General features: G+C 38.6%; 21 protein-coding genes. 13 read left to right on the top strand and 8 right to left on the bottom strand.

Annotated features, from left to right (window positions below):
- The first annotated feature begins 98 nt into the window (after nt 1–98).
- Nucleotides 99–2,363, top strand: coding sequence for an FUSC family protein (locus JET18_RS04920; protein ID WP_202089501.1), 2,265 nt, complete (start codon nt 99–101; stop codon nt 2,361–2,363).
- Here JET18_RS04920 and JET18_RS04915 read toward each other — a convergent pair.
- Nucleotides 2,344–2,958: a 4'-phosphopantetheinyl transferase family protein gene (locus tag JET18_RS04915; RefSeq protein WP_202089500.1), complete on the bottom strand. Its 615-nt coding sequence runs from the start codon at nt 2,956–2,958 to the stop codon at nt 2,344–2,346. The two genes, JET18_RS04920 and JET18_RS04915, sit on opposite strands and share 20 nt — an antisense overlap.
- A gap of 418 nt (nt 2,959–3,376) precedes the next feature.
- A complete protein-coding gene (locus JET18_RS04910) occupies nt 3,377–3,907 on the bottom strand; it encodes a HugZ family pyridoxamine 5'-phosphate oxidase (RefSeq protein WP_202089499.1) in 531 nt (176 codons plus the stop codon).
- Between the two features lie 166 nt (nt 3,908–4,073).
- On the opposite strand from JET18_RS04910, the gene ahcY reads away from it, so the two are divergent.
- The 4 genes from ahcY (at nt 4,074) to JET18_RS04890 (ending at nt 9,085) form a co-directional block, all read left to right on the top strand.
- The gene (ahcY, locus tag JET18_RS04905) at nt 4,074–5,387 is read left to right on the top strand and encodes an adenosylhomocysteinase (RefSeq protein WP_202089498.1); all 1,314 of its coding nucleotides are present in this window, start codon (nt 4,074–4,076) and stop codon (nt 5,385–5,387) included.
- Between the two features lie 102 nt (nt 5,388–5,489).
- Nucleotides 5,490–6,287, top strand: coding sequence for a hypothetical protein (locus tag JET18_RS04900; RefSeq protein WP_202089497.1), 798 nt, complete (start codon nt 5,490–5,492; stop codon nt 6,285–6,287).
- Between the two features lie 752 nt (nt 6,288–7,039).
- A complete protein-coding gene (yiaA, locus tag JET18_RS04895; RefSeq protein WP_202089496.1) occupies nt 7,040–7,432 on the top strand; it encodes an inner membrane protein YiaA in 393 nt (130 codons plus the stop codon).
- 126 nt (nt 7,433–7,558) lie between these two features.
- Complete coding sequence (locus JET18_RS04890) at nt 7,559–9,085, top strand: BspA family leucine-rich repeat surface protein (RefSeq protein WP_202089495.1); 1,527 nt, start codon at nt 7,559–7,561, stop codon at nt 9,083–9,085.
- 57 nt (nt 9,086–9,142) lie between these two features.
- Here JET18_RS04890 and purE read toward each other — a convergent pair whose 3' ends face one another.
- A complete protein-coding gene (gene purE, locus JET18_RS04885; RefSeq protein ID WP_202089494.1) occupies nt 9,143–9,646 on the bottom strand; it encodes a 5-(carboxyamino)imidazole ribonucleotide mutase in 504 nt (167 codons plus the stop codon).
- 245 nt (nt 9,647–9,891) lie between these two features.
- Between purE and JET18_RS04880 the strand changes: the two genes are divergently transcribed.
- From JET18_RS04880 to JET18_RS04860, 5 genes are all read left to right on the top strand, one after another.
- Nucleotides 9,892–10,797: a DMT family transporter gene (locus JET18_RS04880; protein ID WP_202089493.1), complete on the top strand. Its 906-nt coding sequence runs from the start codon at nt 9,892–9,894 to the stop codon at nt 10,795–10,797.
- A gap of 2,165 nt (nt 10,798–12,962) precedes the next feature.
- The gene (locus tag JET18_RS04875; RefSeq protein WP_202089492.1) at nt 12,963–13,529 is read left to right on the top strand and encodes a hypothetical protein; all 567 of its coding nucleotides are present in this window, start codon (nt 12,963–12,965) and stop codon (nt 13,527–13,529) included.
- Nucleotides 13,530–13,537: 8 nt separating this feature from the next.
- A complete protein-coding gene (locus tag JET18_RS04870; protein WP_202089491.1) occupies nt 13,538–15,661 on the top strand; it encodes a cation:proton antiporter in 2,124 nt (707 codons plus the stop codon).
- Nucleotides 15,662–15,693: 32 nt separating this feature from the next.
- On the top strand, nt 15,694–16,404 hold the full coding sequence (locus JET18_RS04865; RefSeq protein WP_202089490.1) for an SH3 domain-containing protein: 711 nt from the start codon (nt 15,694–15,696) through the stop codon (nt 16,402–16,404).
- Nucleotides 16,405–16,428: 24 nt separating this feature from the next.
- Nucleotides 16,429–17,064 carry a hypothetical protein gene (locus JET18_RS04860; protein ID WP_202089489.1) on the top strand — a complete coding sequence of 212 codons (636 nt, stop codon included), beginning with the start codon at nt 16,429–16,431 and terminating at the stop codon, nt 17,062–17,064.
- Nucleotides 17,065–17,114: 50 nt separating this feature from the next.
- Here the strand turns inward: JET18_RS04860 and JET18_RS04855 are convergent, their stop codons facing one another.
- The 3 genes from JET18_RS04855 to JET18_RS04845 form a co-directional block, all read right to left on the bottom strand.
- A complete protein-coding gene (locus JET18_RS04855; protein WP_202089488.1) occupies nt 17,115–17,309 on the bottom strand; it encodes a bacteriocin-like protein in 195 nt (64 codons plus the stop codon).
- Between the two features lie 328 nt (nt 17,310–17,637).
- Complete coding sequence (locus tag JET18_RS04850) at nt 17,638–18,750, bottom strand: 5-(carboxyamino)imidazole ribonucleotide synthase (RefSeq protein WP_202089487.1); 1,113 nt, start codon at nt 18,748–18,750, stop codon at nt 17,638–17,640.
- A 45-nt stretch (nt 18,751–18,795) separates the two neighbouring features.
- Nucleotides 18,796–19,359 (bottom strand): DUF1543 domain-containing protein, encoded by a 564-nt coding sequence (locus JET18_RS04845; RefSeq protein ID WP_228728484.1) that lies wholly within the window; start codon nt 19,357–19,359, stop codon nt 18,796–18,798.
- Nucleotides 19,360–19,432: 73 nt separating this feature from the next.
- Between JET18_RS04845 and JET18_RS04840 the strand changes: the two genes are divergently transcribed.
- Both JET18_RS04840 and JET18_RS04835 read left to right on the top strand, forming a co-directional pair.
- Complete coding sequence (locus JET18_RS04840; RefSeq protein ID WP_202089486.1) at nt 19,433–20,263, top strand: sulfite exporter TauE/SafE family protein; 831 nt, start codon at nt 19,433–19,435, stop codon at nt 20,261–20,263.
- A complete protein-coding gene (locus JET18_RS04835) occupies nt 20,263–20,646 on the top strand; it encodes a DUF1634 domain-containing protein (RefSeq protein ID WP_202089485.1) in 384 nt (127 codons plus the stop codon). The genes JET18_RS04840 and JET18_RS04835 overlap by 1 nt, the downstream gene beginning before the upstream one ends.
- A 2-nt stretch (nt 20,647–20,648) precedes the next feature.
- On the opposite strand, the gene gloA2 is transcribed toward JET18_RS04835, so the two are convergent.
- Both gloA2 and JET18_RS04825 read right to left on the bottom strand, forming a co-directional pair.
- On the bottom strand, nt 20,649–21,026 hold the full coding sequence (gene gloA2 / locus JET18_RS04830) for an SMU1112c/YaeR family gloxylase I-like metalloprotein (protein ID WP_202089484.1): 378 nt from the start codon (nt 21,024–21,026) through the stop codon (nt 20,649–20,651).
- Nucleotides 21,027–21,094: 68 nt separating this feature from the next.
- A complete protein-coding gene (locus JET18_RS04825; RefSeq protein WP_202089483.1) occupies nt 21,095–21,535 on the bottom strand; it encodes a nuclear transport factor 2 family protein in 441 nt (146 codons plus the stop codon).
- A 130-nt stretch (nt 21,536–21,665) separates the two neighbouring features.
- On the opposite strand from JET18_RS04825, the gene JET18_RS04820 reads away from it, so the two are divergent.
- Nucleotides 21,666–22,748, top strand: coding sequence for an endonuclease/exonuclease/phosphatase family protein (locus JET18_RS04820; protein WP_202089482.1), 1,083 nt, complete (start codon nt 21,666–21,668; stop codon nt 22,746–22,748).
- The last annotated feature ends 111 nt before the right edge of the window (nt 22,749–22,859 follow it).

Here is a 22,859-nt window from a genome sequence, read left to right as displayed (position 1 = left end):
TTACCAATTGACAAATAATAACAGAAATATAATATATAAGTTTGCAAAAGTCTACTTTTTATAAGGCTTTTCTTGTTTCCAATAAGTAATTTTGCAGTATGAACTATTCAGCAGAGCTCAAAAAATTCGTTACCAGCCAATATGTGTATTCTGCAATCAGAATTACGCTGGCAACTGTCCTGCCCTGTTTAGTTCTCGCCCATTTCGGAATTTTGAAAGAATACTTTCTGTTTCCCCTGGGAACCAGTTTTGTAGCCCTTTGCGACCAGCCCGGACCTTTTATCAGAAGAAGAAATGCACTGACCTTTGCTATTTTCTGCTTTGTTTTTGTGGCGCTTATTGCCAGCCTTGTTATGAATTTCAAAGTGCTGGTGATCCTGGAAATTATTGTTTTCGGGATATTTTTCTCCCTGATCGGAGTTTACGGACAAAGACTTGCCGCCGTGGGTTCCTTATCTCTTGTAGTGCTGGCGATTTTTATTGACGGACATCTTACAGGAGGAAATATTTTTAAAAGTCTGCTGATCTTCGCCTCCGGATGCATCTGGTTTCTGCTGATCTTCCTCGTTGTCACTACCATCCAGCCTTATAAACTGGCGGGACAGATGATCGGGGAAAACTATCTTCAGCTTGCCGAATTTTTAAAAATCAAAGCTAATTATTACCAGAAAAATCCTGATTTTGATAAACTGACCACTCAGGTTATTGCGAAGCAGATCGGGATCAAAAACCTTCAGGAAGAAACCAGGGAAACCGTTTTTAAAACAAGAACCATCGTTAACGAATCTACAACAACCAGCCGCCTTCTCATGCTGATGTTCCTGAATTCCATGGATCTTCATGAAAAGCTGATGACCTCGGAAAGTGATTATCAGAAGCTGCAGCAGAGTTTTGAAGACAGCATGATCCTGGTGAATATCCACGATTACCTCAACCTTCTTGCCGAAGAAATCACCAATATCGGAATCGCTCTTCAAAGCGGAACCAGAGCAAGATCCATTTTTGATCTGGATCATGAACTGAAAAACCTGAATTTCCATTATTTTGAGCTCCGCAACAAACAGCTGAACCCGGATAATCTGGAAAATTTCATGATTCTACGCCAGATCCTGATGCGTATCAATGAGATTACAAAGGAAATCAATGAAATCTATAAAGTATTCTCGCAGGATGTAAAACTGGCCAAAAGTCTTTCCACAGGTCTGGATCTGAAAAAGTTCATGCCTAATGAAGAAAAACTGAACTTTAAGGTTTTAAGGAATAATATTTCACTGTCCTCTTCACATTTCAGGCATGCGATAAGAATTACCACGGCTCTTCTTGTGGGGTATCTTTTCTCTATGTTTGATTTCCTCGGATTGGGTCATACCTACTGGATTTTGATCACGATCACTGCGATATTGAAACCGGCCTATTCCATCACCAAGAAACGGAATCTTCTCCGTCTGTACGGAACAATTGCAGGAGCTGTCATCGCCTATGTGATCCTCCATTTTATTCATATTAACGGTATTTTATTTACGGTTTTGCTTCTCAGCATGATCATGTGTTTCAGTTTTCTTAAAGGCAGATATTTCTGGGCGGTCCTCTTTATGACAATTTATGTATTCCTAAGCTTTAACTTTTTAAATCCCGGAAACGTAGATGTTATTTTCAAAGACAGAATCCTGGATACCATTATAGCCGGAATGATCGCTTTTGCCGTATCTTATATTGTTCTGCCGGTCTGGGAACATACCCAGAACCTTGACCTGATGAAAAAATCTGCGGCTGACAACCTGATCTATTTCGAAAGTGTGATTTCCAAATTCCTGAACGGAAATTTTGATATCGAAGATTATAAAGTAAAACGTAAAAATGCCATCATTTCACTGGCCAATCTTTCCGATAACTTCCAGAGAATGATCTCTGAGCCGAAGAACCAACAAAAGAAACTGGAAGTTGTACATCAGTTTGTGGCGACTTCACACCTGGTTACAGCCTATACCGCTTCGCTTTCGCAATACTCCAAGAACAACGAAAAGTATCCTGAAATAGATGCTGAAAGCTGGAGCAGAAAAATTGAAGCAGAAATGCAGCAGACGTCTGTTTTGCTGAACGGAAACGAGATCAACGAGGCTTTAAAAATGGAAAGCCGTTTGGAACCTGAAGATTCGTCCATTGAAGATATGATCCTGAAAAGGAAAACAGAAATCGAGGAAAATGATCTTGTTGACCGGAGAGATCCTGATAAGATTTCGCATTTAACCGAGTTGAAAAACATCCATGATATTCTGGAACTGATCTATGATGTGGCGAAAGAGCAGAGGAAAGTAATCGAAAAATACAAAAGCGAGGCTGATCCTACTCTTCCACAATCGTAAAGCAATAATCGTCAAAAAACTCAACCCTTGCCTTGAACTCATCCGAAAACTGCTCGTCATAAACCCTGCAGCTTATTTTATAAAGATGCTTCAGTTCAAATGGTTTTACCTCGTAGTTTTTCTTCAGTGACCAGTATTTCGAGTGGTGGATCTTGTACATACTCTCCTTCACACTCCAGATAATGGTATAAAAGGCCGGAGCATTATCTTCAGGAATAAATCCTCTTTCATTCTCGTAGGTGAATTTATCGATAACCCTTAAAATCTTCGGATTGAATTTTTCAATATCGATCCCGATTTTGTTTCTGGAAACAGCAATTGCCGCAAATGGAAAGGAATGGGTGATGGAAATTTCCGCATCTTTAGGTGACAGGAACGGTTCCCTTTCTTTATATAAAATCTTGGAGTGAGGCTTTAAACCTTTTAAAAGTTTACGCACCATCAATACCTCCAGGAGTTTTTTAGGATGGTAATCTTTTACCTTTTCGGCATTTTCAGGTTCCAGAAGGTCATTGATATCAAGTTCTTCGCTTTCATCATATTTCCATACAAGGATCGTGGCATTATCATCTGAAAAATCTCGGTAAAGGGGCATCGTTTTTTTATTCGATAAAAGTAGTGAAAAGATGTGGAAGTTGAAAGAGGCCGGAGGATGGAAGCCGGAAGATGGAGGTAATGGCAGACCTCAACAATAAATTCTCTGCAATGATTAGAAAATGATGGAATAGAAAATATAATGTAAAGGATGGAAGATGGAAGCCCGAAGATGGAGGTAATGGCAGTCATCAAAAATAATTCTCCGAATCAATTAGAAAATGATGGAATAGAAAATATAATGTAAAGGCTGGGATGGAAGCCGGAAGATGGAGGTAATGGCAGACCTCAACAATAAATTCTCTGAATCAATTAGAAAATGAAGGAATAGAAAATATCATGAAAGGACGGAAGATGGGAGCCTTAACCTCAATCTTAGCCTTAGCCTCAACCTCAACACCCCCCATCTTCCCTTCCTATTATTTAGACTGATGATTCACATCATTTCTGTGCTCAAGAATCTCAAGATTTTCATCTACAAAATACGCGCTTCCGAATCCGTTCACATAAGAACCTTTTACCGGTTGTAAAGCAATAAGAATAAAATCCTGCATATCAGCAATCACATCCACTACTTTTCCGTGGGTTTCTTTCAGCTTGGTAACAACGGTGTTCCAGATTTCTGAATCTCTTTCGATCCGGGAAGGTGCTGCTTCGATCGTTAAACGTTCACGGGCATAGATCTGTTTGGTAGCAGACTCATCCTCAATAAACATAACTGAAGCTTTTCTTCCGTCGGCAAGATTTTTGGTATGCTTTGCCATGAAAGAAACCAATATATAAAAGGTATTATCTACCTGTACAAAAGGAGCATAGCTGGAATTAGGATTTCCTTCCGCATCTACGGTAGCCAAAATCACACTTTGGGTACGGTCTATCAGTTCTTTAACTTTGGGGGCGACAGGTCTTGCTTTTCTGTTGGCATCTTCCTGAGTATGGGTATGATTCATAGTATAAAATTTTATCTCAGCAAAAGTAGTTATTTATATTAAGACTAAATAACTTTAAATCCTGTATAATCTCATGAAACGGAACCCGATCTGCCGTTTTTTTATCTAAATTATTAATTGTAATTTTGCATTTCGTTATCAACTGAATTTAAATTTATTCATTCATATGAGTACTACAACACAATACGTTCCTTACAAAGTGAAGGACATATCCCTAGCAGAATGGGGAAGAAAAGAAATTACCCTTGCTGAAGCAGAAATGCCAGGTCTGATGTCTATCCGTGAAGAATACGGACCGTCTCAACCCTTAAAAGGAGCAAGAATTGCCGGATGTCTTCACATGACCATCCAGACTGCCGTACTTATCGAGACATTGGTAGCTTTAGGAGCTGAAGTTACATGGTCTTCTTGTAATATTTTCTCTACCCAGGATCACGCTGCTGCTGCTATTGCTGCTGCAGGAATCCCTGTTTATGCATGGAAAGGTCTGAACGAGGAAGATTTTGACTGGTGTATAGAGCAGACATTATTCTTCGGGGAAGACAGAAAACCATTGAACATGATTCTTGATGATGGTGGAGATTTAACGAATATGGTTTTCGATAAATATCCTGAATTCACAAAAGATATCAAAGGACTTTCTGAAGAAACCACTACAGGTGTACACAGACTGTACGAAAGAATGAAAAACGGAACTTTGGTAATGCCTGCCATCAATGTAAACGATTCGGTAACTAAATCTAAATTCGACAACAAATACGGATGTAAGGAATCTGCTGTAGATGCAGTAAGAAGAGCTACAGACGTGATGCTTGCAGGAAAAAGAGTGGTAGTTTGCGGATACGGAGATGTAGGTAAAGGAACTGCTGCTTCTTTCAGAGGAGCGGGTTCTATCGTTACGGTTACAGAAATTGACCCTATTTGTGCGCTTCAGGCTGCAATGGACGGTTACGAAGTAAAAAGACTGGATACTGTGGTAGATAACGCAGATATCGTAATCACGACTACCGGTAACTTCAACATTGTAAGAGGAGAGCATTTCCTTAAAATGAAAGATAAAGCGATCGTTTGTAACATCGGTCACTTCGATAATGAAATCGATATGGCTTGGTTAAACACAAACTACGGTCACACGAAATCTGAAGTGAAGCCTCAGGTAGATATCTACACCATCGAAGGTAAAGAAGTAATTATCCTTGCAGAAGGTAGACTGGTAAACCTTGGATGTGCTACAGGACACCCAAGTTTCGTAATGTCTAACTCGTTCTCTAACCAGACTCTGGCTCAGATCGAATTATGGAACAACTCTGCTGCTTACAAAAATGAAGTATACATGCTTCCAAAGCATCTTGATGAAAAAGTAGCAGCTTTACACCTTAAAAAATTAAGCGTTGAACTGGAAACTCTTTCTCCGGAACAGGCTGATTATATCGGTGTAGATGTAAAAGGGCCATTCAAGCCTGAATACTACAGATACTAAGAGATCAATACAATATGATATTATCCCACTATTTCAAGATAGTGGGATTTTTTTATGCAGAGGTATGGAACATTCCTTATTTTTGCCGGGTAAAAAAATAGCATGAAAAAGTACTTATTTCTGGGACTGATGAGCTCTGTTGTATTCTTTAACAGCTGCAGCAGCAATGATGATAATGATGGCATCAATACTCCTTTCGAACCCAAGGTATTGTTAAGTAAAATCACGATCGTTTACTATGACAACCCGTCCCAGCCACAGACAAGCACACAGACCCTTGAATACAACAACCAGGGTGAACTTATAAAAACAGTGTCACCATCAGGAACTTCCACATTTGAATACAGTAACGGAAAACCTGTAAAAATAAACTATTACAATACCAACCAGACACTGGAATACTATTCTGCTTTTAATTATAACGGAGAACAGCTGGTAAACGTTAAAGCAATCTATGCAAACCCGGATAACAACAGAACGATTACCTATAATTACAATGCCGCCGGACAGATCATCTCTTCCACCCTTTGCCAATCCCCGGACTGTTCCCATCCTATTGTAGACACTTATACTTATAATGGAAACAATATTTCGTCAGAAACTTCAGAGGGAGGATTCATTTTCAATACCAAAACTGTTTTCACTTATGATGACAAACTGAACCCGTACACCCATACCAACAAATATCTAAGAATCACGATGAGAGGAGCTTACGCTATAAGCCAAAACAATTATCTGACAGAAAAGATAAGCCACAAAAGCACTGGCGCCTGGGAACAGACACAAAGCAGAACTTCTACCATACATTACAACAGCTACGGTTTACCTGTTCAGGTTATTTCAAAAGAAGCCAACGGAAGCCTTTCCGCTCAGTATAATTACGAATATATCATTCAATAAAATAGTAAACTCTCCAATCCGGGGAGTTTTTTTATGAGCTGATCCCGCTATCCGCTCATACTCCTCGCCCCAAAGCTTAACCCTTCCCGCTGTGGGGTAACCGCTGCTATCGGGGCTAGAGAGAAGGTGTGGAATTTTGAATGATGAATTTTGAATCACTATTCTTACAGATATTCAAAAGGAACGGACTTTAGTCCGTTTTATCATGAAACAAAATCATCCGGCTTTAGCCAAAACTCAAAATCAAAGAAGAGACCTGTTCCGGGTTCTCCCCATATTTCCGTTCTGACAGGTTTAAATTGATAAGTAGCTGCTGCTATTGGAACTATGGGTAAAATTATGGATTATGACTTTTAGATCATCATCCCTACAGGTATTCAATAGGAACGGACTTTAGTCCGTTTTTATCATAAAACAAGATCATCCGGCTTTAGCCAAAACTTAAGGCCAAATAAGAAATCTGTTCCGGGTTCTCCCCATATTTCCGTTCTGACAGGTTTAAATTGATAAGTAGCTGCTGCTATTGGAACTATGGGTAAAATTATGGATTGTGACTTTTAGATCACCATTCTTACAGATATTCAATAGGAACGGACTTTAGTCCGTTTTATCATAAAACAAAATCATCCGGCTTTAGCCAAAACTTAAGGCCAAATAAGAAATCTATTCCGGGTTTTTCCCATATTTCCCTTTTGTAAGATCTATATTTAGAAAAAATGAATATATTTACCCCTTAAACAAAACATTAATTCATGAAAAAACAAAAAGTATCAAATGCATTCATTGCGGCATCGTGGGTAGCATTAGGCGCAGGGATGGTCGGCTTTATCGTTGGTCTTGCAAGAGCAGAGATGCAGCTGAACGAAAAGGGATACTATTTCACCATCCTTTTGTATGGTCTCTTTGCCGTAGTCTCTCTGCAGAAAGCAGTTCGTGACAGGCTGGAAAATATTCCGGTAACGGATATTTATTATGGGATCTGCTGGTTTGCCACCCTGTCATCTATTGTACTTCTGGCAGTCGGCCTTTGGAATGCCACCATCCTTCCCAGTGAAAAAGGATTTTATGCATTTGCATTTCTTCTGGCGCTTTTCGGAGCCATTTCCGTTCAAAAAAATACCCGGGACAATATGGCCCAGGACTAATAAAAACGCTTCAGATATTGAAGCGTTTTTTTATTAACAGCAATATAATAAGAATACGGGAATAGATTTTTCACTATTTGCGGAGTTTTATTAATTTACATATATTTATTTCCAAAAAACTAATATATGATTAATAAAATTCTATTATTTATTTCAATAACATTATTATTTCAATCAATTAAGGCCCAGGATGAATTTATTACAATCTGGAAACCCAATCTCCAGCCACTGAACTCCGTCACTATAGATGCTCCTGTACAGGCAGGAGTTAATGAAATATGGTTTCCGGGAATTGGTGACAACTACACCATTACGTGGGAAGAAGTAAACTACCCTCAGCATAATGGTACCATGGTGAATGTCAATTCGAATAAACAGGTACTGATTCAGTTCGGAGCTCCTCTGAACCCCATTCCTGCCAATGCCACTTATAAAGTAAAAGTAAGCAACGGAAACGGTCTATTCAAACAGATTCGATTCGGCACCAACGTAGGCAACTCATGGACTCATTACGGAAATATTGATAAGGTTATGGAAATAGTTCAATGGGGAAATATTCCATGGACTTCTATGAAGAGTGCATTTGCAAACTGCCCTTCCCTGCAGCTGACTGCATCCGACTCTCCTGATCTTTCCCTGGCTACTGATGCTTCCTATATGTTCTACAATATCAGACAGTTTGCGGGAAACCCATCAATGGACACCTGGAATACATCGTCCATCATAAATTTTGAATATATGTTTGCCAGTCCTCCTTTTTCATCACAGGATAATTTTGATGCCCCAATAGGCTCCTGGGATACTTCATCTGCCGGGAATTTCAGTTACATGTTTTACAACAACAAAAAATTTAATCAGAATCTGAATAACTGGAATACATCAAATGTTACAAGTATGCAGTATATGTTCGCTGAAACACTTAATTTTAATCAGCCTTTGAACAACTGGAATACTTCGAATGTGACCAATATGACCTTCCTCTTTCATTTCAACCCCAATTTTAATCAGCCGCTCAACAATTGGAATATCTCCAACGCCACTGATATTTCCCATATGTTTCATGGCTGTACCGCATTCAACCAGCCTCTTGATTCATGGAAAACCAGCAAAGTGACTACTATGAATACCATGTTTACAGGAGCGGTCCACTTTAATCAAAGTCTGGAAAGCTGGAATCTTCCATTTCTTATCGATGCGCACACGGTTTTTTATAATTCGGGGATTAACTGTACCAATTACAGCAAAACCCTCTCCGGATGGGCCATGAATACCAATACACCAGATAATATTAATCTGGGCCCGCTGCAACCGCTTACCTATTCTTCGGATGTGGTTGATAAAAGAAATATCCTGATTGCTAAAGGCTGGATTTTCACTTATGATCTGCCTGGAGATTGCCGGGTATTATCTGTTTCAGACTCCCATTTGGAAGAAAGCGGGTCTATCTATCCCAACCCCGTGCATCATAGCATTTTTATCAGGAATATGCCGGAAATCATTTCTTACATCATCCTGGATGCATCAGGCAGAATAGTAATGAAAGACCATATAAAAGGTGATAGCATCAATGTAGAATCTTTACTACCGGGAAATTATATGCTGCAGCTTATTTCAAAGGAAAAAATCCGGTCTTTTAAATTGATCAGGAAATAAAACAAAAATCGCCTTATCTTCTGATAGGGCGATTTTTTTTATTGGTGTGCGTGTTATTTACAGATCAAAATGATTCGGGTGCATGGCTTTGATATCATCCACTGTTCCCAATACTTTATCTTTAAGAGAATCCTGATATTTCTGCAGGTTTTCAGTGATTGCTTCATCCGCACTTCCCAGAATTTTTACCGCTAAAATTCCGGCATTTAAAGCTCCGTTCAATGCTACCGTTGCCACAGGAATTCCACCCGGCATCTGAAGGATAGACAATACTGAATCCCAGCCATCAATAGAATTACTGGACAAAATCGGAACCCCGATTACCGGCAAAGTCGTGCAGCTTGCTACCATTCCCGGAAGGTGTGCCGCGCCTCCGGCTCCTGCAATGATTACTTTAAGGCCTCTTTCCTTGGCCGTTTTCGCGTAGTCAAACATTCTTTCCGGAGTTCTGTGCGCCGAAACTACCGTCAGTTCGTACGGAATATCAAGGCTTTTCAAAAAATTTGCAGCCTGTTCCATAATCGGCAGATCGCTCTGGCTGCCCATAATAATTCCTACCATCTTCAATTTTTATTAGATCCTCAAAGATAAAAAATTTAAGCCAAAAAGGATGGAAGCCGGAAAAGAGAAGCTGGAACTTATTAATTGACAATCCTAACAACCTCTTCATTATCCTCTTTTCATTTTTCACTATTAAATTTTCACTATTCACTATTAATCATCTGTATCTTTAAAAATCCAAACAACTGTACCCATATTTTTCATTTTATAACGGGTATATTTGTTTGTTATACCAAGCATTCACATTGAAAGATTACAAACTTATTTTTGCCGTTCTCACTGTTGCCATTGTGTGGGGAACTACATTTCTGGCTATCCGTGTTGCCGTAGAAACTATTCCTGCATGGTTTGTTGCGGGAATCCGTCAGTTTCTGGCTGCCCTCATCATGCTTCTCGTTCTTCTGTCGAGGAAAGAGTTCAAATGGGTCGGCTGGAAAAATCTGGGCTATCAGGTTGTTTTTGCTTCACTGATGCTGGTTGTTGCCAACGGAATGACCACTGTTGCTGAGGAGACGGTTTCCAGCAGTCTCGCTTCACTCATCAGTGCCTGTTCGCCTATTCTGGTATTTTTAGGAAGTGTGGCGGTAGGTTTGCAGAAGTTCAGTTTCCGGGCTATGGCGGGTGTTTTATTGTGTTTCAGCGGTATTCTTTTTATTTTCTGGGATGGCATTCAGGATCTTGCCAATCCGCAATACAGAACGGGAATGATCTTCCTTTTCTGTGCTATTGCCGGATGGGCTTCCGGAACTATTTTCACCAAAAAGTTTAATATCCAGAGCGGAAATATCACCCTGAATCTTTTCTATCAGTTCCTGTTTGCAGGAGTGGTACAGGTGATTTTTGCATTCCTGTTTTCAGAGAATTATAATTTCGGAAACTGGAGTTTAAAAAGTATTTCGGCGATGCTTTATCTGGCTGTATTTGGATCTGTGGCTGCATTTTTCGCCTTCCATTATGCCTTAACCAAAATTTCACCGGTACAGGTTTCCATATTGGCCTATATCAATACCGTCATTGCCATATTTCTGGGCTGGCTGATCATGGATGAGAAAATTTCCGCTAAATTTATCCTGGCAGCAGTAATGATTATCTGCGGGGTTTTTATTATTAATTACAAGCCGGGAATGTTTAGTAAACAGAAGGTAGAGTAAAAGTAAAAAACTATCCGATTTTTTTTACATATATTCTTTTGTCTTGAAACAAAAGAATCAAAAATTCAAGACCGGGAAACTTCCGCTAAAAATAAATCCTGTTCTCTAAAAATTCTAAAACTTGCGCGAGTTCAATATGGGTTATTCGATTCAGAATAGATCTCGCGCTTCAGACAGTAGAATTTTCTTAACGTTCACAGAATTTATTTTTTTAACGCTCCATTTTCCGAAGTCAGTTCTATCAAAGTTGTAAAAAACAATCTTTTCAGAAAATCTGTGCTAATCCGTGAAAATCTGTGGTAAAAAAATCTACGAGAGAATAAACGATCATAAAATTACCAGTAAAACTAATAAATCAACAGCATTAAATTTTATCTTCGATAAAATCCTCGCGCCTTAAAACAGACAGAAGAAATAAAACCTTCGCCTCCTTTGCGATAACCAACAATTTCCAGAGATTAGTCTCTAAGTTAATCCTTGGTTAAAAAATCTGCATTATCCGTAAAATCTGTACGAGACATATCAGAAAGCATTTTTTTCTCTAAATATTCTTTTGCCTTGAAACAAAAGAATCAAAAATTCAAGACCGGGAAACTTCCGCTAAAAATAAATTCTGCTCTCTAAAAATTCTAAAACTTGCGCGGATGTACTGTTGCTTTTTCATTTCTGTAGATATCCCGCGCTTCGGACAGTAGAATTTTCTTAACGTTCACAGAATTTATTTTCTTAACGCTCCATTTTCCTAAGTCAGTTTTATCACAGTTGTAAAAAACAATCTTTTCAGAAGATCTGTGCTAATCCGTGGAAATCTGTGGTAAAAAAATCTACGAGAGAATAAACTATCATAAAATTACCCGTAAACGTACCAATAAATCAACAGCATTAAATTTTATCTTCGATAAAATCCTTGCGCCCTAAAACAGACAGAAGAAATAAAACCTTCGCCTCCTTTGCGATAACCAGCAATTTCCAGAGATTAGTCTCTAAGTTAATCCTTGGTTAAAAAATCTGCATTATCCGTAAAATCTGCGCGAAACATATCAGAAAGCAATTTTTTTTCTCTAAATATTCTTTTGCCTTGAAACAAAAGAATAAAAAATTCAAGACCTGGAAACTTCCGCTAAAAATAAATTCTGCTCTCTAAAAATTCTAAAACTTGCGCGGATGTACTGTTGCTTTTTCATTTCTGTAGATATCCCGCGCTTCAGACAGTAGAATTTTTTTAACGTTCACAAAATTTATTTTTTTAACGCTCCATTTTCCGAAGTCAGTTCTATCAAAGTTGTAAAAAACAATCTTTTCAGAAAATCTGTGCTAATCCGTGAAAATCTGTGGTAAAAAAATCTACGAGAGAATAAACGATCATAAAATTACCAGTAAAACTAATAAATCAACAGCATTAAATTTTATCTTCGATAAAATCCTCGCGCCTTAAAGCACACAGAAGAAATAAAACCTTCGCGTCCTTTGCGATAACCAACAATTTCCAGAGATTAGTCTCTAAGTTAATCCTTGGTTAAAAAATCTGCATTATCCGTAAAATCTGTGCGAGACATATCAAAAAGCATTTTTTTCTCTAAATATTCTTTTGCCTTGAAACAAAAGAATAAAAAATTCAAGACCGGGAAACTTCCGCTAAAAATAAATCCTGTTCTCTAAAAATTCTAAAACTTGCGCGAGTTCAATATGGGTTATTCGATTCAGAATAGATCTCGCGCTTCAGACAGTAGAATTTTTTTAACGTTCACAGAATTTATTTTTTTAACGCTCCATTTTCCTATGTCGATTTTATCATTGTTGGAACATCAGTCTTTGTAAGATCTGTAAAAATCTGCGAAATCTGCGGGAAATAAAAAAACAATCACAAAAGACCCAAAGAAAACTATTAGCCTTCATCTTAAAACATCTGAACCATTAAGATTTTTTAAGTTTTTAAGAATATTAAGAATGGCTCTTCTTTAAGAACAACACTAAATAAATCTTTAGATTTTTTCTTAACTACTCTTCTCTTCTTCATTGATCTTAATGTTTTTAAAATCTGTCTAATCTGTAGAATCTGCGGGAAAATAAAAACCTTATTTTTTTCCTGTTTAAGCCGATTTGAAGGGCAGTAATTTGATATTTCCCTTATTTTTTCCTATATTGTTTACACCAACACCGACAATATGCTTAAAAACACACTTTTTATCCTTTTCGTAGGTTCCTTTCTCCTGATCAGCTGTGATTATAAGGAAAAAGAAAAAAACCTGACGGAAAGGGAAAAACAATTGCTAGAAAAAGAAAAAACATTTGCAAAAAAAGAAGCTGAATATCAGTCTCTTTTAAAAATGAGAGACAGTATTTTCTCAAAAAAAGATTCTGTTAAGATTGTATTGTGGCCGGAAGAAATTTCCGGATCCTGGAACGGAAAAGTCATCTGTACGGAATCCAACTGCAGTGATTATGTAGTGGGCGACCAAAGAACGGATGTTTGGGAATTCGACAGTGATTCTATCCACCTGTCCACAAAAATCATCAACAATAATAATCTGGTACGCCTGTATTCCGGCAAGTTTGAAAATAACGAGATCAGCCTTAATTTCAAAACAGATTCCACGTCACAGAAAAAAGTAGAAATGAACGTTCTGCTTAATGATATTTCTGATAATAAACTCAAAGGAACAAGAACCATTACAGTCAACAACGGCTGTACTGCTAAGTTTTCCGTTGAATTAGTACGTTCCACCAAATAAAAACACCTATGATTTTACTGAGTATACATAATCTGAGTTTTCCCATTGAAGATCCGGTATTAAAATTCCTGTTGGTACTGGTCATCATCCTTGCCGCTCCCCTTCTTTTGAACAAAATCAAAGTGCCGCATCTGCTGGGGTTGATCATTGCCGGAGCCGTGATCGGTCCGAATGGTTTTAATATCCTGGCAAGAGACAGCAGCATTGTTGTGACGGGAACTACAGGCCTTCTTTACATTATGTTCCTGGCAGGTCTGGAGATCGATATGGGCGATTTTAAAAAGAACAAGTGGAAAAGCCTTACTTTCGGGCTGTACACCTTTATTGTTCCCTTTGTTCTCGGTTATCTCGGTGGCTATTACCTGCTGCATTTCTCTGTACTTACTTCCATCCTTTTTGCCAGTCTTTTTTCTTCACATACACTGATTGCTTATCCTTTGGTGAGTAAATTAGGCATTGCAAAAAATAAAGCCGTCAATATTACAGTCGGTGGAACCATGATTACCGATATTCTGGCGCTTTTGGTCCTTGCCGTGATCGTAGGTATGTCGCAGGGCGATGTAGGTACAGAATTCTGGGTAAAACTTTCCGTTTCCTTTATTGTATTTGCCCTGATCGTCCTGATTGTATTCCCGATTATAGGGCGTTGGTTTTTCAAAAAAGTGGATGATAAGATTTCCCAATATATCTTTGTTCTTGTGATGATCTATCTGGCCGCACTGCTGGCTGAACTGGCAGGTGTGGAGGCTATTATCGGGGCATTCTTTGCCGGATTGGCTTTAAACAGACTTATTCCTCATACTTCATCGCTGATGAACCGTGTAGAATTTGTAGGAAATGCCATCTTTATTCCTTTCTTCCTGATCAGTGTGGGAATGCTTATCGATTTCAAAGTGTTCTTTAAAAGCTGGGAAACGCTGGAAGTAGCAGCCATTATGCTCGTCGCTTCCATTGGAGGAAAATATCTTTCGGCGGTAATGACTCAAAAAACATTCAGGCTTTCCAAAGAGGAAGGAAAACTTATTTTCGGACTCAGCTCAGCTTCCGCAGCGGCAACACTGGCTTCCGTGATGGTAGGATACAATATCATCCTCTCCGAAACAGAAACAGGAGAACCCGTAAGATTGTTGAATGAACACGTTCTGAACGGAAGTATTCTTCTGATCCTTATTTCATGTACAATCTCTTCTTTCATTTCCATGGCAAGTGCCCAAAAGATTGCAGAAAGTGATAATGACGATACGGTTTCCGGCAACAGCCATGAAGAAGAAAACATCCTGCTGGCGATCAATCATGAGGAAACAGTAGACAGAATGGTGAATCTGGGAATCCTGATCAAAGCCCATTCAAATACGGAAAATCTGTTTGCGTTAAATGTAATTAATGAAGATAAAAATGAATCCTCTGTAAAAAATGCTGAAAAACTTCTTCACCTGGCGGCTGATGCTGCTTCCGCTGCTGATGTTAAAATGCAGACTTTAAAAAGGTATGACAATGACGTGATCAACGGCGTTAAAAATGTGATTAAAGAGCAGAAAATTACAGACCTTATCATCGGGCTTGAGGATGAGAAAGGCTTCTCCCCTTCTTTTGTGTACAATCTTTATAACGGATATCTTCAGAATGACGATGCGAATGTGCTGGTTTATCATGCCGCACAACCGCTTTCCACCATCAAAAAATATGCAGTGATGATCCCGGAAAATGCCCACAAAGAAGCCGGATTCTTTCATGCATTGCTGAGGGTATGGAATATTGCGAGAAACTCCGGTGCCACCATCGTTTTTTATGCTCCGGAAAATATCCTGAATATCCTCCAGAGAATTAACAAAAAAGCCAATATAGAAGCTGAATTCATCATTATGAGCACCTGGCAGGATGGTGAAAAAACAGCGGCAGAACTGAAAGAAGATGAAGCTCTGATCGTTCTGATGGCAAAACGCGGGATGCAATCTTATATTCCACGGATGAGGATGATTCCTGAACTGCTGAACCGCTATTTAAGTGACAATAATTATCTGCTGATCTTCCCATTCTCTGAATTTGACGAAAACAGCCCTGAGATACGTTCTGTAGGGAATCACGATGATTTTATGGAAATAGGAAATGTAATCCAGAAGATTTTCAAGTAAAAAGGATTAATTTAAACTGATAAAAAACATCATTGAAAACTAAGACAATTATTCTGCTGGCCGCCATGCTAAGCTTCCAGTGTACGTTTGCTCAGTTTGCAAAAATCGTTGATAAAGACGGCTATGTGAACCTGAGGAAAGAAGCAGATGTGAAAAGTGAGATTGTGGGAAAGATCAATTCGGATGAGATCCTTTATATTTTCAGTCCTGAAGACAGTAAAAGCTGGCTTAATGCTGATTACACCAATAGAAACGGGAAAACCCTTTCAGGATATATTCACAGTTCAAGAATTAAATATATAGAATCCTACGAATCGGTTCCCGCGGTTTCTATGAATGAAAACAAAGTGGTTTTTAACTCAAAAAATATCACTGTCATTATTGAATCTGAACCTTTCAATTACGCACAGAACAAAAAGTATTTTTCTATCACTGACCACAACGGTTATAAAGTTGAAGATAAGTTTAAAGGTCAGCAAATCTGGGGAACGGATGGGACTATTCCGCAGACCCATTATAAATTGATCACTGTGAAAACAGGCGGGAAAACACTTCAAATATCACCAAAAGAAGTTGAGAATCTGTTTAATATCAATACCGAATCTGCTACATGCTATTTTGATTCAGAACATGAAACGCTGTACATCAATATGGTGAATTCGGATGGAGCCGGAGGTTATGCCGTTCTTTTTACAATAGCAAAAGGAGTGTATAAAGGAAAAAACCTCATCATGCCTTTTTAACAGAAAATATTAAAAAAAACATACATGAAAATCAATCCATTACTCATACCGCTGATAGCTTTAGCCTTATTTTCGTGCAAAGAGAAGAAAGAAGCTGTAAAAACAGAAGTTTCACAATCCGCCGTAGCTGACACCGTTGCAGCAATGCCCCCGGAAGAACTGAAAACCGATACAGCAGCGGCAGATGAACCGGAAAATATAAAAACCGAAGAACCCCGCGCAGAACCTGAAGTTGTTTCCGAGGATTTTACCTTCAGCAAATTTCCCTCTGCCCATTATAAATTCGTCAAAAAAGCAAAACTGGATTTTTCCAGTGATGAAGGTGCATACAATTTCAGAACAAGGATTAAGGACGCCTACGAAGCGGGAACACCTAATTTTGCCAGCTATTATATTACCGTTATTTTCGGATGTGGTGCCAGCTGTATTATGGGAATGATGATGGATGTCCGCGACGGAAAAATCTACGGGCTTCCGCTGGGAGAAGAAACCTCCTGCCTGTTTGCCGATGACAGGGCAATTTTCTACCCGGACAGCAGACTGTTTATTGCCAGCATCTGCCGGGAATCCAATGAAGCCGAGAATGTGTATTACCATGCTTTCGTATGGAATGAGGAGAAAAAGGTTTTTGAGAAAGTAAGTGAGAAAGATATTAAATAAATAAGTCGGAAGATTTCTCCTCCGACTTGTAACTGTTTAAATAAGTTTTTTTATAGTACGTACCAACGTCCGCAAGCATTATGACAACCAAAATTATTGTCAGGGTCAAAGTCCGGAGACTGAAGACACGCTGCCTGATTTGGATAATAAGGTCGTCCTGAGCTCCACCATTGGGCACATTCCGGAGTAATTCCGCCTTTTACAGATTTTAAAGCTTCTCTTGAGATTTTTTTTAAGTTTTTCATAATAAATAGTATTTGTTTTTTTCCGAATTTTTATATTTTCGGATTTTGCGTTATGAAAATACATGTTTTATTTCAATCTTAAGAGATTTTTTCTGTTAAATTATATAAAAACAAATAAAAACCCATTATTCCCCATTCCATTTAATACTCCGGCAGATATCATAATACATTCTTATAAAATAAAGTTTCATTCTGAAGATGAAAGATGATGCAAAACATGGAGATGGTCAGGCGAAAAACACTTTGATTTCTTTAAGTTCAGAAAATTCATCCATAAAAAAACGGCTGCAATGATTATCGCAGCCGATTATATTTAATCTTATTTATTTTATTCAGCAATTACCCTCACCATACTTTTTACTTTCACCAGCTTTTCCATCAAATCTTCTCTGGAATCAGCCAGTACATTGATATGGCCCATTTTTCTTCCGGGCTTGGTTTCCGTTTTTCCGTAAAGGTGAACGTAGGTTTTCGGAAGTTTCAATACGTCTTCCATGCCTTCATAAATTACTTTTCCTGCATGGCCTTCTGCTCCCACAAGGTTCAGCATCCCACTGAATCCCAATGCATCTGTATCTGCCAATGGTAAATTTTTCACCACGCGGTACATCTGTTCAAACTGGGAATTGGCATTACCTTCCTGACTCTGGTGGCCGGAATTGTGTAATCTTGGAGCGGTTTCATTCACCCAAACCTTTCCTTCTTTGTCAAGGAATAGTTCAATAGCAAAAAGCCCTGGTGAATTTACCGCATTCAGAAATTTCTGAGTAATAGAATCGATCTGGTTCTGAATATCCTCACTTAAAAATACAGGACAGATATTGAAATCAAGCAGGTTCAGTTTTGGATCTGCTACCATTTCCGTTACAGGAAAGGTTTTGGTTTCTCCGCTTTCATTTCTGGCAACGATCACGGAAAGTTCTTTATCGATATCAACCAGGTTCTCAATTACAGAAGCTTCTTTCCATAAATTCTGGTAATCATTTTCAGTTTTAATCACCTGCACTCCTTTTCCGTCATAACCACCGGTATTCATTTTCTGAACAAAAGGCAGCGGCATGATGATCTTTTCATCACTGTTCCATACTACCTGAAATTCAGGACTCGGAATATCGTGTATTTTATAGAATTCCTTCTGAAGGATCTTTTGCTGAATGGTTTTGATAATGGCGGCATTCGGAACTACTTTTATGCCCTGTTTCTCAAGTTCTGCCAAAGCATCTGCATTCACATGTTCTATTTCAATACTTACCACATCCTTGTCTTTCCCAAAATTCAGGACGGTTTCATAGTCATTGAAATTTCCCTGTGTAAAATGTGAGATCGTGTTGCATGGGGCATCAGAAGCCGGATCCAGCGTATAAAATTCGTCGTCGTATTTCAGTGCGCTTTGAATCAGCATTCTTCCCAATTGTCCGCCTCCTAAAATTCCTATTTTCATTCTTACTTTTTATTTTTTCTATTAAATTGATGTACCGGAAGGTTTTTACTGAATTTTATCAATTTTCAGGTAGCCTAATCCCATTGGGTTTTCCTGATTCTCTGCATCAGATTTGGTCAGAATAATGGTATACTTTTCTTTCATTTTTTCCGGCAGGATATCATTCACATTGAAAATATCATCAATGTCAACGCCATGCTTGTCATCCACATGACTTACGGCACCTTCAAACCCCATTGTTGCATAAAATTCGGTAGCTTTTGCTCTTTTGATGATTTCTCCCATTGATTTTCCTACCATCAGATGCTGCTCATGAAATTCCTCAAAAAAACCTTTTTTATAACCGCCCAGATTAAGAAAATAAAGCTGGTCTTCAGGTTTCTGATCTGTTTTTTCAACGATCTTCACTTCATACCCGTCTGCAAATTTCACTTCCTGATGACAGTCTAAATGTATTTTTCCTTCGGCTTCTTTCCAGAAATCCTTTATATCGGGAACGAGATCTTTAAGATTTTCTGCGATCCCGAAAAAAACGTCATGCTGCTCGATATTCCTGCCCTTGGGCGTTGCACCGAGAATGATATAAAATAATTTCAGTTCACTTTTCATACCTGCAAAAATACGTCAAATTTATCTTTTTTAAACGTTTGGCAGACTACCACAATAGTTTTATATTTGTAGCATGTCAGAAATCATCATTCTGTTTCTCGGCGCAGTTTCAGCCGGTCTTTTAGGTTCACTTACAGGTTTGGGAGGAGGAGTTATCATAATCCCTTTATTAACGCTGGGTTTCGGCGTTCCGATGCATTACGCCATTGGTGCTTCATTAATTTCTGTGATCGGTACATCTTCCGGTGCTGCGGTAGCTTTTGTGAAAGAAGGTTTTACCAATATGAGAATAGGCATGTTTCTGGAGATCGGAACTACGGCAGGAGCCATTATGGGAGCTTTGGTTTCCGGAATGCTTAATCCCAATACCATCGGGATTATTTTCGCCAGTATTCTTCTTTTGACCGTTATTTTAAATCTTAAAGGAAAACCGGACCACCAGGAACCTCTGATCAAGGGAAGCCTTGAAGAAAAACTGAAACTCTACGGAACTTTTCCTGACAAAGGCGTTTTAAAAAGCTATTCTGCAAGAAATACGGTTCCGGGATTTTTAATGATGATGTTTGCAGGGGCTATGTCCGGACTTTTAGGAATCGGTTCCGGTGCGCTTAAAGTATTGGCCATGGACAATATGATGAAGCTGCCGTTTAAAGTTTCTACAACGACCAGTAACTTTATGATCGGTGTAACCGCTGTAGCCAGTGCCCTGATCTACTTCCAGAGAGGAGAGATCATTCCGGTGATCGTAGCTCCGGTACTGATCGGTGTAGTGGTAGGAAGTTTCATAGGATCCAAAACGCTGATGGTTTCCAAAACAAAGAAATTAAAAGTATTCTTTGCCATTGTGATTACCATCCTGTCTGTATATATGATGTATAACGGTATTACCAAAAGCTTCAGATAATGAGAAAGAATTTTACAGATGTGGATCTGAACCGTTCGGTAGGAAATCTTCTGAGACTGGGGGTTATTTTATCTGTGATTACGTCATTGATAGGATTTATCAAACTGTTTCTTGAAGGCTTTAAAATGCCTAAAAAATACACCAGCCTTGATATAGGCACCTCATCTGAAAAGGTTTGGGGACATTTCTGGAACTCTTTATGCAAGGGTGAAGGAATGGCTATTATCCAGCTGGGAATTTTGCTGCTGATCTTTACGCCTTTGGTGAGAATTATTTTCGCGCTAATCGGGTATTTAAAAGAAAAAGACTACGTTTATGTAGTCATTTCTTCGATTGTCCTTGTTATTATGGCGATCAGTTTCTTTACAGGGTACGCCCATTAATTTTACATTTCATAAAACTCCAGCGGAAGCTGATCAGGATCCTGGGTAAAGAAAAATTCTTTTCCGGTGAATTCATCAATGCGGATATCTTCGCAGATGAGACCTTTTGCGATGAGTTCTTCCCTTTTAACACCTACGTTTTCCACAGAGAAAGCCAGATGCCTCAAACCGCATGATTCGGGGCGGGAAGGTCTTGGCGGAGGATCAGGAAAGGAAAAAAGCTCAATTACGTAATGGTCTCCGATGGCGAGATCAAGTTTGTAAGACTGTCTTTCTTCGCGATAAACCTCGCGGATGATATTCAGTCCTAAGATGTCGGTATAGAATTTTTTGGATACTTCATAGTCTGAACCAATAATGGCAATGTGATGGATCTTCATTTTATCTTTTACTATTTCTTATACATTTTTCAAAACCGTAGACACAGCCTGAAAAAAATCATTTAAATCTATTTTATCTCTTTACAGTTTTCTTTTCTTCTGGTATCAATGATGTACTGAATTTTCCATTCATTCTGCAGTTTAACCAATTGAAAGCTGTTGGCACCACAATGTGAAAATTTTCCTTTAAAATAAAAGGAATACGGAGTAAATACACTTGCCAGACTGCCGTCTGTATGAACGGCCTCTACAATAATTTTTTCATCGAGATCATCTTTTGAAAATTTGGAAACTGAGGCAGCGAATTCCTGAATATTTTCGTTTTTTACCGTCCCTTCTTTGGTGATGGTCTGGAGAATAGCTCCTTCTGCAAAGGCAGATTTCATCAGTTCAGGATCTGCATTCTTCATCCCTAAAAACAGGTTGCGGATCGGTTTTTCTATATCCTGGTTCTGCTGCCCGAAACAGAAAGTACAGAACAGCACGGCAATAACAGCTAATTTATTCATTTTAATTTTGATTAATCCAATACAATAAAAGTAAGGAAAATATTGAAACCTGCTAAAATTAACAAAGTTTAAAAATGAATCATTTCAATTCTATGAAAAATAAACTATTTTTATCCGTTGATTTGTTATTATGTGGGGAATTTATTTGTTTTTAATTGCGCTTTTGGTCCTGTTAACCATACTTCCAAAGATCCAGCATTCACACTGGATATTCAGAGTTCCGGAATTTGGCAAGATCCAGATTACTTATGCTGTACTGATTACTTTTATTCTGGGTTTGCTGATCGCTGAGCCACAGCATCTGTGGTATTCACAGGGACTTTTACTCCTGCTGTTCGTTCATCACGGGGTTACCCTTATAAAATACACGCCGCTTTATCCGGTGAAAAAGCATCAGCAGAAACATCAGTCTTCTGAAAAGCTGCATTTTATTTCCGCCAATGTCTATCAGTTTAATAAAGAATATAACCGGTTTATTCAACTCATTGAAAAATATCAACCCGAAGTCTTTCTGACCATGGAAAGCAATGGAGACTGGGAAAATGCCATGAAAGTCCTTGAAAAAGACTATCCGTTCCATCATAAAGTAACACTGGAAAACACGTATGGAATGCATTTTTATTCTAAATTAGAGATTAAAAGTGCACAGACACACTATTTCGTGGCAGATGATATTCCAAGTATTGAGGTTCATCTGAAGACAAAAGACGGATTTTCATTTGTATTCTTTGGAGTACACCCGCCACCTCCAAGTCCTACTGAAGAGGAAACCTCAAAAGAAAGGGACGGAGACCTTCTGAGTGCTGCAAAACGTATCAAAGACATCAAAGAACCGGTGATTGTAGTGGGAGATTTTAATAATGTCGCCTGGTCAAAATCCTCTATCTTATTCAGAAAAACCAGCCATTTGATTGATCCCCGGATCGGACATTCTTTTGTCTCAACATTTCACGCCAAATACCGTCTTTTGAGATTTCCTATCGACCTGATGTTCCATAGTGAAGATATTTTCATTAAGGAGCTTAAAACGCTGGAAAATTTTGGATCGGACCACCTTCCGGTGTATTGTGAGTTTTTCATAGACCATCACAATGATGAACAGGAAGATCAGGTGGAAGAAGCCAATTCAGAGGAGAAGGCGGAAGCGGAGGAAATGATACAGGAGGGAAAAGAGGAAGATGGAGAACGTGATGCGATTGTGACTGAAGGATAGTTTTTTTACCGCAGATTTCGCAGATTTTCACAGATGATTGCGTATAGTTTTTTGAAACATTAAGATGCCTTAAAGCGAAGCTCAAACTTAATACTCTTAAAAACTTAAAGA

This window comes from Chryseobacterium endalhagicum (assembly GCF_016745235.1).
GTDB classification, from domain to species: Bacteria; Bacteroidota; Bacteroidia; order Flavobacteriales; family Weeksellaceae; genus Chryseobacterium; species Chryseobacterium endalhagicum.
The sequence above is the reverse complement of the archived record's forward strand: the minus strand, read 5'-3'. Positions and strand labels throughout refer to the sequence as shown.

Bases quoted from the DNA above. Each gene is read 5' to 3' on its own strand.
- JET18_RS04915 (WP_202089500.1), bottom strand. From the start codon at position 2,958: ATGCCCCTTTACCGAGATTTTTCAGATGATAATGCCACGATCCTTGTA.
- JET18_RS04850 (WP_202089487.1), bottom strand. From the start codon at position 18,750: ATGAAAATAGGAATTTTAGGAGGCGGACAATTGGGAAGAATGCTGATT.
- purE (WP_202089494.1), bottom strand. From the start codon at position 9,646: ATGGTAGGAATTATTATGGGCAGCCAGAGCGATCTGCCGATTATGGAA.
- JET18_RS04920 (WP_202089501.1), top strand. From the start codon at position 99: ATGAACTATTCAGCAGAGCTCAAAAAATTCGTTACCAGCCAATATGTG.
- JET18_RS04860 (WP_202089489.1), top strand. From the start codon at position 16,429: ATGAAAATCAATCCATTACTCATACCGCTGATAGCTTTAGCCTTATTT.
- JET18_RS04845 (WP_228728484.1), bottom strand. From the start codon at position 19,359: ATGAAAAGTGAACTGAAATTATTTTATATCATTCTCGGTGCAACGCCC.
- JET18_RS04840 (WP_202089486.1), top strand. From the start codon at position 19,433: ATGTCAGAAATCATCATTCTGTTTCTCGGCGCAGTTTCAGCCGGTCTT.
- gloA2 (WP_202089484.1), bottom strand. From the start codon at position 21,026: ATGAAGATCCATCACATTGCCATTATTGGTTCAGACTATGAAGTATCC.
- JET18_RS04820 (WP_202089482.1), top strand. From the start codon at position 21,666: ATGTGGGGAATTTATTTGTTTTTAATTGCGCTTTTGGTCCTGTTAACC.
- JET18_RS04870 (WP_202089491.1), top strand. From the start codon at position 13,538: ATGATTTTACTGAGTATACATAATCTGAGTTTTCCCATTGAAGATCCG.
- JET18_RS04910 (WP_202089499.1), bottom strand. From the start codon at position 3,907: ATGAATCATACCCATACTCAGGAAGATGCCAACAGAAAAGCAAGACCT.
- ahcY (WP_202089498.1), top strand. From the start codon at position 4,074: ATGAGTACTACAACACAATACGTTCCTTACAAAGTGAAGGACATATCC.
- JET18_RS04855 (WP_202089488.1), bottom strand. From the start codon at position 17,309: ATGAAAAACTTAAAAAAAATCTCAAGAGAAGCTTTAAAATCTGTAAAA.
- JET18_RS04875 (WP_202089492.1), top strand. From the start codon at position 12,963: ATGCTTAAAAACACACTTTTTATCCTTTTCGTAGGTTCCTTTCTCCTG.
- JET18_RS04825 (WP_202089483.1), bottom strand. From the start codon at position 21,535: ATGAATAAATTAGCTGTTATTGCCGTGCTGTTCTGTACTTTCTGTTTC.
- JET18_RS04890 (WP_202089495.1), top strand. From the start codon at position 7,559: ATGATTAATAAAATTCTATTATTTATTTCAATAACATTATTATTTCAA.
- yiaA (WP_202089496.1), top strand. From the start codon at position 7,040: ATGAAAAAACAAAAAGTATCAAATGCATTCATTGCGGCATCGTGGGTA.
- JET18_RS04900 (WP_202089497.1), top strand. From the start codon at position 5,490: ATGAAAAAGTACTTATTTCTGGGACTGATGAGCTCTGTTGTATTCTTT.
- JET18_RS04835 (WP_202089485.1), top strand. From the start codon at position 20,263: ATGAGAAAGAATTTTACAGATGTGGATCTGAACCGTTCGGTAGGAAAT.